This window comes from Leptolyngbya sp. FACHB-1624 (genome assembly GCF_047649235.1).
Taxonomy (GTDB): domain Bacteria; phylum Cyanobacteriota; class Cyanobacteriia; order Leptolyngbyales; family Leptolyngbyaceae; genus Leptolyngbya; species Leptolyngbya boryana.
This window is the reverse complement of sequence record NZ_CP180258.1, coordinates 4,508,515-4,520,398: the sequence shown is the minus strand read 5'-3', so window position 1 is coordinate 4,520,398 and position 11,884 is coordinate 4,508,515. Positions and strand designations below refer to the sequence as shown.

Below are 11,884 nucleotides of genomic sequence, written 5' to 3'. Positions count from 1 at the left end.
TAACAGGGGGGAGATAGGGGAATTTGCGGAAAGTGGGGAGTAGGGAGTGGGGGAGTGGGGTTATTTGAGGGCGTTCCAGGCTTGAATGATGGTTTGGAGCGATCGCGGTAAGTTTTCTTGCTCAATGTCCGCATACTGAACGGTTCCTACGGGACTGGCTAAAGTTACGATGAAGAAATCGGCGGCACCTTGAGGAGGAGAGTAAGTCTTGCGATTGAAATTCTGAAATTGTTCACGCTTCAACAGTTCGCGAAATTCTTCAACTTTTTGGGGTGTGATCTTCCAAGCTCGCAGTGATGCTGATGAAGAAGCGCTTTGAGTTCGTCGTGGATCTCCCCCCATATCAATGGCTTGCTGCATTGTGCCATCGCTCAACAAAATGGTGTCATACGTTTGACCTGCAAATCCGCCGCTCATGCGCGATCGAAACACAACATTCTTGGGTAGAAGTTCGGACGGTTGAGATTCAGCGAGTCTGAGCAATCGACCTTGCAAATCTGTGTGATAAACCCACGTTTGATTCTGATGAGCAACCACAACTTTCCAGCCTTCAATGAGTTGTTGGGTGCAAAATTCGTCTGTTTTTGGCAATTCGAGACAGCCATCTCCCCAAGTTTTGCGTTCTGCTTGCATGACCCTCAACTCAGTTGTGGGAATTCCAACTCGGCGTGCTAGATCTTTTCGCACTCGCCAACTCAATGTTTTTGGATAAGCAGTGGTCAGCAGGACTGTCGGATGACGTATTGGGGCGGCAGAGGCTTGCAAAAGCGGAATGCCACTACCAAGAGATAAGGCACTCATCAAGACGATCGCAGAAATGATCTGAACAGGGGAACGCATAAACACTCGCAGAGGGCTTCATGGAGGGAGGACGCGCGGATGCGATCACAAGTTACTTACTGATTTTGCTCTGAGGTAGAGGGAAGTTGCTGAATGAAAGGCTGTGCGAAGCACCACCCCAACGTTAAGCCACTCAGAATTAAAATCAGAGGCAGCAGTGGCAATACACGATCGCGCCACGTAGATTGATACACAGGCTGAGAAGAGAACTTCGGATAATTTGAGGTCAAGAATGGGCGTAAGTGTCTGTGATTTCCAGCACTCAGTACTTGGAGAGAATGCGACTGCATCGATCGCACATGCTGAATTACAACAGGCGGCTGGCGTTTCGTGCGGCTCCAAGTCAGGAAAGTACTCACTGGAACGCCAGTGAGATTATCCAGACGCAGGGCGTGAAGTTGTTGAAGCAAAGCTCGATCGTTCGATACCACTACGACTAATTGCCTGGGACTCGATTGCGCTAATGACTCGGCTGAGTTGCGCACATCGATGGCGAGTCTGGCGCGTCTCGTGAATGGGCGCTGTGTGTCGGCGGGAATGGGCGATCGTGCCAGGTACCAATCGCCTTCTAACATCAATCGGCAATATTCCCGCGCAATTTTTGATTCGGCTGTGTCGCTCCGATGACCTGCCCAAGCTTCTAACTCTTGATGAACTGCCTCTGGTACAAAACAGCGACCCATCGGGCTAAATTCCAGCCACTCATAGGGTTTACAGGCGAAGAGTGTATTGAGGTCGATGAGCAAGAAAATTTCAGGGGCATCCAACATAATCTGGGGCAGGTGAAACAACTAGCCGCCAATGCCTAGGCGACCGGCGAGACTTGGGGTCAGTGGGAGAAGAATCATCAGCATGAGAAACAGCACAACTAAGGCAATCCCGGCACGGGCATCATCGGGTTCAGTCAGTTCGTTGAGACTGGGACGTTCTGGTGTGCGTTGTAAAACAACAATCACGATCGCCCAATATAACGCTAGCGGATTGACAAACGAAGCTAATCCCAAAATAATGATCGTCGCGACTGTAGCGCGAGCCGCAATCTTGCGTCCATAGATGGCTTGTACAATCCGACCACCGTCGAGCTGTCCCGCAGGCATGACATTAATGGCCGTCACGACTAAGCCAATCCAGCCCAGTACCACCAAGGGGCTGACTTCAACAATCGATCGCTGAATCTCCGCTCCCATAATTACACGCGCCAAGGTTCCAACCAAGATCGATCCTTCAAAGAATTGTGTCGGAACTTTAAACCCACTGCCTTCATGCGACATCAGCAATCCAGCAATTAACATCCCGAATGCAACGGCTCCACCAGCGAGCGGCCCTGCAACTGAAATATCAAATAACGTCGATCGATTAGGCAACAACGACGCGAATTTGGTAATCGCTCCGAACGAGCCAATCTGCCAGGTGGGAATAAAAAACGGCAAATTTAATTTGATTTGGTAACGTTTTGCGACAATCCAATGCCCAAATTCATGCGCTAACAAAACCGCTAGAATCCCTATGCTAAACGGCAGTACTTCTGCGTATCGCTCTGGAGAACCGTAAAAATCAAATCCGAGTAAAATGCCCCCTGTTTCTAAACTTGCAGCGATCGTGGCAAGAAACAGCACGATCGACAATAAAGTTTGTGTTAACGTCAACGGCTTCGGGTCGTTTTTGCTCGGTAACACGACGACGACAGGCTTTTCTTCCTGATTTTCGATGAGGAATAACCGATAGCGATCGCCGACTTGGGCTTTCAAATTCTCGGTTAGTTTTGCATGGGTAGAGTCTGGATCGCCGCGCAAATTCCCTTTGAAAATTGCGCCATCTTGATATGAAATCGTTTCAGTTAAAAAGTAAGTATCAATGCCAAAAATACTTTTAATGGCTTGGAGATCTTCATTCGGAATCGATAGGCTCTCAGGTGGAATCATGACTGGCGCTTCAGTCGCGTCATCCGATTTAGGAAAAGCAGACTCGATCGCGACTTTCGCTGCTGCTCTTTGTGCCAAGAATTCCTGTCCTTCGGCTCTCAGCTTTCGCCCAATCCAGATATAAATTCCCGTCGAAATCACAAACAGCAGGAGCATTCCCGCCAAATTGAGATAAATTCCTGCCGAAAATAAGCCGAAAAAAATAATCCACGGAGACATCAGTACTACAGACTGAAACCAAGCCAGAATGCCAAGTTTGCCGTAAGGACGAGCACGATTAAATCCTACGGCTAAAATTCCTAAAGCCACTAATACGGCAAGTGCAGTAATCATCTCAACCCCCAAACTCGATCGCACAATTGCATGGAACACTACAAGATCGACGATATACGACTTCTCGTACCCTAGCGAGTTCTCATTCGCTAAGCCCATCACTTTGATCTACTCTACAATGCAATCTCAGACAGTCTGCACTCATAAATAACGATAGAATCTGTGCCAGAGATGAGAAATGCACGATCGTGAATTTAAAGTACGCCCTAGTCCATGAGTGGCTGACCCCTAAAGCAACAGGCGGATCAGAACTCGTCGTTCAAGAAATTCTCAAACATATTGATGCCGATCTCTATGCCTTGATCGATTTTGAATCGGTCAATCCCAACAGCTATCTCTATCGGCGCAAAATCGGAACTACCTTTTTGCAGCATTTCCCCTTCGCCAAAAACGGGGTGCAAAAATATTTGCCGTTTTTACCGATCGCGATCGAACAACTCGATCTCCACGAATACAACGTTATTCTCTCGTCGTATCATGCTGTCGCCAAGGGCGTAATCACCTCTCCCCATCAACTGCACATTTGCTACTGTCACGCTCCCATGCGGTACGTTTGGGATATGACGTTTGAATATCTCCGCAATAGTCGGGCTGGGCATGGAATTGCGGGAATTTTCACGCGATATCTTTTGCATCAATTACGACAATGGGATGTCATCTCATCGAATCGAGTGGACTATTTCATTGCCAATTCTCACCATACCGCGCGCAGAATTTGGCGATGTTATCGACGATCTGCTGAAGTGATCTATCCGCCAGTTGAAGTCGATCGCTTCTCTTATGAACCGCAAAAACAAGATTATTACCTGACTGTTTCAAGGCTGGTTGGCTATAAAAAAATACCCCTAATTGTTCAGGCATTTAATCAACTCGATCTTCCCTTAGTTGTGATCGGTAGCGGCGCAGAATTGTCAACAATTCAGAAGATTGCAAAACCGAATATCAAAATTTTAGGATGGCAGCCCGATGACGTTGTAGAGCAATATATGAAACAAGCAAAAGCGTTTGTCTATGCTGCCTACGAAGATTTTGGAATTGCCCCGGTCGAAGCGCAAGCCTGTGGTACGCCTGTTATTGCCTATGGTGCGGGTGGAACGGCTGAAACTGTGAGAGACTTACGAGAATACCAATCTCAAGGTACAGGAATTCTGTTTCCAAATCAGACAGAAGCCGCGATCGTCGAAGCCGTTCAAGCGTTTGAACAGCATCAGGCAATCTTTCAGCCCGAAGCTTCGAGATCATTTGCCATGAACTTTCACCCGGATATTTTCAAACAACGATATCTTGATTTCATCGATCGAGCCTATCGAGAATTTCAATCTCGTTAAAAATACTCGCCGAATTGGGGAGCAAATTTAACGCGAAACGAGTCTATGGCTTTATGATCAGGACTGTGTGTGTGTGGTGTGGAAAAAGTAAGGAGTAAGATGACTGCCGATAGCCAATTTGTTCCCGGCAAGCGGATTCGGTCAATCTTCAAGCGTGGTAAGCCGATTGGTAAACCGTCAATTTTCAATACTCGGAATGCGCTTGAAACCGATTTTGCCAAACGTCTGTTTGATATCGTATTTTCGCTGTCCGTTCTGATTCTTTTCTCTCCGGTCTATTTCATCTTGGCATTGTTGATTGCTCTGAGTTCTTCAGGGCCGATCTTTTATGTCCAAGAGCGAGTTGGAAAAGATTTCAAGCGCTTCGGCTGCATCAAATTTAGAACAATGGTGAGAAACGCGGATGAAGTGCTGATGGATCTAATCAGCACCTCCCCACAAATGCGCGAAGAATTTGAAACGACGTTCAAACTGAAATCTGATCCACGCATTACCTGGATCGGCAAGTTCTTACGAATTACTAGCCTGGACGAATTTCCCCAGTTTTGGAATGTCTTGGTCGGAGACATGAGTGTCGTCGGTCCACGCCCGCTTGTCGTCGAAGAACTCCCCAAATACGGCGCTCATATCGATAAAGTCTTAACGATTCGCCCAGGAATTACCGGCTTGTGGCAAGTGTCGGGTCGTAATGATATTCCCTACCCGCAGCGGGTTCGCATTGATGTCTATTATGCGAGCTGTCACAATTTTCTGCTCGACCTCTGGATCATTGTCAAAACGATCGGAGTCGTTGTCTTTCCGAAAAATAACGGAGCGTATTAAGCCGTTTGGCGTTCAAACTTGCGAAATTGAGTCGAGTAATCCGGATTACGTGAATCATCTCCGTAATGGTTAGCAGTTTGGCGAGTTCGCATCCTTTCCATTTTCGAGTTGGAAGCGATTGAGTTCTGATGCCATATCGATGACTCCATCAACGAATTGTGACTGGGATAAATTGTGACTGAAGCGGCTGAAACTTCTAAAATTTAGCGAATCTTATTCTAAGTCCATGGTTCTTTCACAGACAAGTTGAACCTTTTGCTGTAAGGTTGGGTGTTATTTTGGTGTTATTTGCGCTGCACTTAGGGTTAACTAGGTACAGCTTGTTTCGTGCGCCGAAAATGGCGATCGAGCGCAACAACCCAGGTTTAATTGATGTCCAGCAGTTTCTGTAATTGCAGGTGAGGAAAGTAAAGAATGACGCAACGTAAACGCGCACTGGTAACGGGTATCACGGGTCAAGATGGTTCCTATCTAAGTGAACTTTTACTCGAACAAGGGTATGAAGTCCACGGAATTATCCGAAGAACTTCGACGTTTAATACCGATCGTATCGATCACATTTACGAAGATCCTCATGTTGAAGGCGCACGCCTCTTCCTGCACTACGGGGATTTGACCGATGGTACGACGTTCCGGCGCATTCTTGAAGAAGTGAAGCCTTCGGAAGTGTATAACTTAGGGGCGCAGTCTCATGTTCGCGTCAGTTTTGATGCTCCAGAATATACGGCTGATGCAGTCGGTATGGGCGCGTTAAGAATTCTCGAAGCGGTTCGGGACTATCAACAACGGATTGGGGAACAAGTCCGCTACTACCAAGCGGGTTCTTCAGAAATGTACGGAAAGGTTCAGCAAGTTCCGCAAACCGAAGAAACACCGTTCTATCCTCGCAGTCCTTATGCGTGTGCAAAAGTATTCGCGCACTGGCAGACCGTGAACTATCGTGAGTCGTATGACATGTTTGCCTGTAATGGCATTCTGTTCAATCACGAGTCTCCACGCCGGGGTGAAACATTTGTGACCCGCAAAATTACTCGTGCCGTAGCACAAATCGTTGCAGGTCGTCAGAAGAAGCTGTTCATGGGTAACCTCGACGCAAAACGCGACTGGGGCTATGCGAAAGATTATGTGCGGGCAATGTGGTTAATGTTGCAGCAAGAGCAGCCAGACGATTACGTTGTAGCAACGGGTGAAACGCATTCAGTGCATGAGTTTCTAGATATTGCTTTCGGTCGCGTCAACTTAGATTGGAAGGACTATGTTGAATTTGACGAACGCTACTTGCGTCCGGCAGAAGTCGATCTTTTGATTGGTGATCCGGCGAAAGCGAAGAAACAGTTGGGTTGGGAACCTTCTGTAACGTTTGAAGAGTTGGTGCATCTGATGGTGGATGCTGATCTGCAAGCTTTGGGAATCAGTACCCCTGGTAATGGGCACGCGAAGGTAGCAGATTATGCAACTGTTCGCCAGAACCTCGCTGGAGTCTCTTTCTAAGCAAGGAAATTAAGTCATGACCTCAACAACGTTTGATCTTCACAATAAGCGCATTCTGGTTACAGGTGGAGCAGGATTCTTGGGTCGCCAAGTGGTTCGTCAGTTGTGCGAATCGGGGGCTGACCCACAAAAAATTACCGTGCCGCGATCGCATGATCTCGATCTTCGCAAGATGGAAAATTGCCAACGAGCGGTTGATCAACAAGATGTCGTGGTGCATTTGGCGGCACATGTTGGGGGCATCGGGCTAAATCGCGAAAAACCTGCTGAGTTGTTTTACGACAACTTGATGATGGGAACGCAATTGATTCATGCTGCTTACGAAGCAGGGGTACAGAAGTTTGTCTGTGCAGGAACGATTTGTGCGTATCCCAAATTCACACCTGTTCCGTTCAAAGAAGATGATATCTGGAACGGTTATCCAGAAGAGACGAATGCACCGTATGGTGTGGCGAAGAAAGCGCTTTTAGTGCAACTTCAGTCGTATCGTCAGCAGTATGGATTTGATGGCATTTATCTACTGCCTGTGAATCTGTATGGGCCAGAGGACAATTTTGATCCGAGCAGTTCGCATGTCATTCCTGCGTTGATTCGGAAGGTCTATGAAGCTCAACAAGCGGGTGCGGCGACGTTACCCGTTTGGGGAGATGGCAGTCCGACGCGTGAGTTTCTCTATGTAGATGATGCGGCGCGCGGGATTACCACTGCGCTTCAGCATTACAGCGAGGGCGAACCTGTGAATTTAGGCACGGGTTATGAAATCTCGATTCGAGATTTGATTACGTTGCTCTGCGATTTGATGGAATTTAAAGGCGAGATCGTTTGGGAAACGGATAAACCGAATGGTCAGCCTCGTCGCTGTTTGGATACGCAGCGGGCGAAGGAGAAGTTTGGATTCTCAGCTCAGGTGAGCTTTGAGGAAGGACTGAAAAAGACGATCGATTGGTATCGCCAAAATCCTCAGTAAGTTTCTATTCACCTTGTTCATGGGGGCGCTCTTTGGAGTCCCCCTTTTTTAGTGCTGAAATTTAGTGCGGAAAGCAGACGGTTGGAGCACAGAGACTTGGAAAGTCGATCGATGAAATTTCCAAAGTTTTCAAATCAATTTTCCGAATCGCATGATGATTTGTATCTGCAATAAATAAGTGCGTTGCAGTTGCGCTAATTCCAGATGGTTCAGAAAACGATTCTGTGAAAACGGTTTGACAAAATCCATCGGAGTTTACGCGCTTGATTTTGTGATTGTAAGTATCTGCAATCCACAATTGTTCTGCAAATTCGACATCTAAACAATGTTGTAATCGAGCCGTTTCCCCGATGCTATCAACATCACCGAAGTTATACAAATCTCCACCACCGCAAACTGTTTTCACTTGAGAAGTTTCTAAATCAATTGATCGAATCGAACTTGTTTCACTGTCGGCAATCCATAATTCTTTTCCATTTGTCGTAATCCCACTCGGTTGAGCAAAAGCCGCTTCTTGAATGGCTCCATCAAAACTGGCTTCGGCTCCAGTTCCGGCAAAAGTTTGAATTACATCGTCTTGCATTTCCCAAATCTGATGTGCGCCTGCCATCGCGATAAATAAGCGATCGCCGTTCCACACCAAATCCCAAGGCGAATTCAGATCGACTTCTAAAGCTTTGCCACCCTGCGGATAGATTGTTTTGCTTTGATTGCCAGTTCCAGCGATTGTCGAGACAATTCTCTTCTCTAAATCAATACAGCGAATTGCATGATTTCCAGTGTCAGCAACATAGAGAACGTTTTGGTGAATCGTCATGCCCTGTGGATTTGAGAATTGTGCCTCATCAAATGAATCGTCTTTTAAGCCTGAAAAACCTGTGCCAATAATGTCTAAGACTTCACCTTCAAAGGTTGTAACGACAATTCGATGATGTCCTGAATCGGCAATAAATAAGCGATCGCTTGCCAAAACTTTTCCCGGGAAAGCTAATGGCGAAATTGGCATTTCTTCTAACTCAAACTGGATGTCTTTTGGCTCGATTCCGTTGACTAATTCACCAATAAGTTGATCGAGTAATTCTCTTCTGCCTTCTCCAGCGATCGTTCTGACAATTCGCCCATTTGCATCAATCAAAACGAAGGTTGGATAAGCGCGAACGGCATAGGACTCCCAAACTTGAAAATCGCGATCGACTAAGACCGGATGCGTAATTTCATAGCGCAAAATGGCTTGGCGAATATTCTCGATCGAGCTTTCATTCTCGAATTTTGCGGAGTGAATGCTGAGGATAGTTAAGCGATCGTGATACTTATCTTCCAAATATTTCAAATCCGGCAGGCTGTGAATGCAATTAATACAGCCATACGTCCAGAAATCTAGCAAAAGAATGCGTCCCCTAAACTCTTTGAGAGACCGAGGACGCTGAACATTTAACCAAGTGAGATTTTTCGGAAACTCCGGTGCGCGAACCATGAGCGTTTTATTCTGCGTTTCCTTCTGACGATAGCGCAGGTGCAGCAACACGAGGCTTCAGAGGCATACCAAGCCGCCGCTCAAGCTCAGTCTGAGGCTCAAAGTCCGAAGGTGCAGCAGGTTCTGCCTCGGTTGCGGGCGGTTCTACTTTCTCCACGACTGGCGGTTCAACAGGTTTGGGAACTGCCTGACGCAATTTTTCCAAAGGATTCAACTTGGGTTCGGGTTTGACTTCTTCAGCAGGCTTTGTTTCTAGAATTGCTGGAGGTTCGGCTGCTGGAGCAGAAACGGCATCAGGAACGGGAGTTGGACTTGGAGCAACAATGATGGGTTTCGGCTCAGGGCGTTTGAAGCGATCAAACGGATTAACTTTCGGTGTCGCTTTTACTTCTGGCTCAGTTTCAACGGGTTTCGGTGTTTCAACTGGCGTTTCTTTCACTTCTGGCGTAGGGATAACCTCAACGGGTTTTAATTCTTCAATCGGCGTTACTTCGACTGGAGCAGGTTTGGGTTCTGGACGCTTGAAGCGATCGAAGAAACTCGATTTTGGTTTCTCTTGAACTACTGGAGCCGGAGAGACTTCAATTACTTCAGGTTCTGCTTCAACGGTTGATGGTTCCTCAACAGGTTTCGGTTCCTCAACGGGTGCTACTTCGACTGGAGCAGGTTTGGATTCTGGGCGCTTAAAGCGATCGAAGAAACTCGATTTTGGCTTCTCTTTAACCTCTGGAGCCGGAGCGACCTCAATTGCTTCGGGTTCTGCTTCAACCGTTGGCGTTTCTTCAACGATTGGAGCCGTTTCTTCAACGGGCGCTACTTCGACCGGATTAGGTTTGATTTCTGGGCGCTTAAAGCGATCGAAGAAGTTCGATTTCGGTTTTTCTTGGGCTGCTGGAGCAGGCGAAACTTCAATTACTTCAGGTTCTGCTTCAACTGTTGGTGGTTCTTCAACAGGTTTCGGTTCTTCAACGGGCGCTACTTCGACTGGAGCGGGTTTGGGTTCTGGACGCTTAAAGCGATCGAAGAAGTTCGATTTTGGTTTCTCTTTGACTGCTGGAGCAGGCGCAACTTCGACAGGTTCCGGGATTGTTTCGACGGGTGGTGACTCGATTGTTGGTACTTCCGTTGGAGCCGGAACGACTGGAACGATCGGCGGTTGAGTGCGATTAAAGAATCCACCTGGCGCAGGGCTAGTCTTCACAGGCGGAACTTCAATTGGCGTTAAAACTTCCGGCTCTTCTGCCTTCACTTCTGGTTCTGTGATGACTTCCGGTGCAGGACTCGGTTCAGGCGGAACGACTGGAGCTTCGGGGCGCTTGAATCGATTAAAGAATCCACCTTTAGGTTTCTCTGGTACTTTGGGAGCTTCAGGGGCTACTATGACTGGCTCTTCGGGTTGAGAAACTTCTGGCTCAATGACTTCCGGTTCGGAAACTTCGGGTTCTACAACAGCAGGAGTTTCAACGGCTGGTTCCGGTTTCGCAGATTCAGACCGTTTGAATCGATTAAAGAATCCACCTGCGGGTTTTTCAGCTTCTTTCGGTTTTGGAGCTTCCTCAATAGGCTTGGGTTCTTCAATTGCCTTCGGTTCTTCAACAGGCTTGGAGAATTCTGGTTCAGGAGCAGGGACAACAACAGGCGGAATTACGGGTGCAGGTTCTGGAGTTGGAGCAACTTCAGGCGCTTTGGCTGCGGGTTTAAAGGTTGGATCAACGATCGATGCCGCCTCTGCAAACGGAATTTCACCGCGAACCAATCTTGACAGCGGATCTTTCCCGTTCGGCTCATAGGTGAAGACGCGAGCCGTATTGTTATACACATTGGCAACGGGATTGCCTTTGTCGTCAACGTACTCCAGTTGTACCCAGTTTTTGCCAGGTTTAAAGCCTTGGAGATAGATCGGTTGCCAGCGATCGACGGTAAAACTATCGCCATTGACCGTTACTTTGACTTTCCAATCCGACACATCATCTTTATCGTCTTCCTGAGCGACCAGATGCAACGGAGCATTCGTTAAATAGAAATCTAATAAGATCGGCTCTGCGCCATAGGTCGCTTGCGGTCGGTTATAAGTTAAAAGCGGTAATTTTGGATCAGGATTATTGGTTGGCGTTTTCGTAAACACATGGAAAGTCGTCTGAGCAAATGCTCCGTCATTCTTAAAGCTTTCGTGCCAAGGACGACCCGCAAAGACTCGCAAAGTATGGGTTCCGGCTGCTAAATCCTTGAAAATGAGCGGCTGACTCGTATCGTAAACCGCTTGGTACGGCTGATCGTCAAGAAAGACGTGCAAATGCGACCCTAGCCCAAATTTCTCGTCTTTGCGCAGCGGCAAGTCTTTGACATTCAGCTTCACCGAAACGGTATTGTCTTGCAGCACCTCATTTTGACGAGGAGATACGATCGAGACTTGAGGCTGATATTGATCAGTCAGATCGTGCAACTGCTGAATTACATCAGGCGGCGACACTTCTGAAATCTTGCCTGCTAGCTTAGTTGAAGAGGCAGCAAACGCAGGGGCTGTCCCCCAATTCAACAACATTGCCAACACGAATGAGACTGAAAGAGTTTTAGCCGTCCCTCGCCAGCGCATGATCCCTAACACCAGTACTCTCCTAACATCAAATCACGCTTTCCCTTCGGCACTATAGCGGAAAATCTGGTAGATCAGAACGCGATCGTGATGAATCTCCACGGTGAGAGAAGT

The 11,884-nt window shown here is 47.4% G+C and carries 9 protein-coding genes; 4 read left to right on the top strand and 5 right to left on the bottom strand.

Translation table 11 applies throughout. The features are described from left to right. Window positions 1-60: 60 nt before the first annotated feature. From ACMUEV_RS21365 to ACMUEV_RS21355, 3 genes are read right to left on the bottom strand one after another with little or no spacing between them, the layout of a single operon-like run. Window positions 61-840, bottom strand: a complete 780-nt coding sequence (locus tag ACMUEV_RS21365; RefSeq protein WP_017287217.1) for a hypothetical protein — start codon at window positions 838-840, stop codon at window positions 61-63. 56 nt (window positions 841-896) lie between these two features. Further along, complete coding sequence (locus ACMUEV_RS21360) at window positions 897-1,610, bottom strand: hypothetical protein (RefSeq protein ID WP_190647731.1); 714 nt, start codon at window positions 1,608-1,610, stop codon at window positions 897-899. Between the two features lie 21 nt (window positions 1,611-1,631). Then, window positions 1,632-3,194 (bottom strand): site-2 protease family protein, encoded by a 1,563-nt coding sequence (locus tag ACMUEV_RS21355; RefSeq protein ID WP_017287219.1) that lies wholly within the window; start codon window positions 3,192-3,194, stop codon window positions 1,632-1,634. 89 nt (window positions 3,195-3,283) lie between these two features. Here ACMUEV_RS21355 and ACMUEV_RS21350 point away from each other — a divergent pair, with 89 nt between their 5' ends. From ACMUEV_RS21350 to ACMUEV_RS21335, 4 genes are all read left to right on the top strand, one after another. After that, complete coding sequence (locus ACMUEV_RS21350; RefSeq protein ID WP_190647733.1) at window positions 3,284-4,423, top strand: glycosyltransferase; 1,140 nt, start codon at window positions 3,284-3,286, stop codon at window positions 4,421-4,423. A gap of 99 nt (window positions 4,424-4,522) precedes the next feature. Then, on the top strand, window positions 4,523-5,245 hold the full coding sequence (locus tag ACMUEV_RS21345) for a sugar transferase (protein WP_017287221.1): 723 nt from the start codon (window positions 4,523-4,525) through the stop codon (window positions 5,243-5,245). Window positions 5,246-5,659: 414 nt separating this feature from the next. Further along, complete coding sequence (gene gmd, locus ACMUEV_RS21340; protein WP_017287223.1) at window positions 5,660-6,736, top strand: GDP-mannose 4,6-dehydratase; 1,077 nt, start codon at window positions 5,660-5,662, stop codon at window positions 6,734-6,736. 16 nt (window positions 6,737-6,752) lie between these two features. Continuing rightward, window positions 6,753-7,703 carry a GDP-L-fucose synthase family protein gene (locus ACMUEV_RS21335; protein ID WP_190647735.1) on the top strand — a complete coding sequence of 317 codons (951 nt, stop codon included), beginning with the start codon at window positions 6,753-6,755 and terminating at the stop codon, window positions 7,701-7,703. Window positions 7,704-7,764: 61 nt separating this feature from the next. Here the strand turns inward: ACMUEV_RS21335 and ACMUEV_RS21330 are convergent, their stop codons facing one another. Together ACMUEV_RS21330 and ACMUEV_RS21325 are read right to left on the bottom strand one after the other, a co-directional pair. Continuing rightward, window positions 7,765-9,228 (bottom strand): thioredoxin-like domain-containing protein, encoded by a 1,464-nt coding sequence (locus tag ACMUEV_RS21330; RefSeq protein ID WP_415354680.1) that lies wholly within the window; start codon window positions 9,226-9,228, stop codon window positions 7,765-7,767. Continuing rightward, window positions 9,185-11,782 carry a hypothetical protein gene (locus tag ACMUEV_RS21325; protein ID WP_190647737.1) on the bottom strand — a complete coding sequence of 866 codons (2,598 nt, stop codon included), beginning with the start codon at window positions 11,780-11,782 and terminating at the stop codon, window positions 9,185-9,187. The genes ACMUEV_RS21330 and ACMUEV_RS21325 overlap by 44 nt, the downstream gene beginning before the upstream one ends. Window positions 11,783-11,884: the final 102 nt, after the last annotated feature.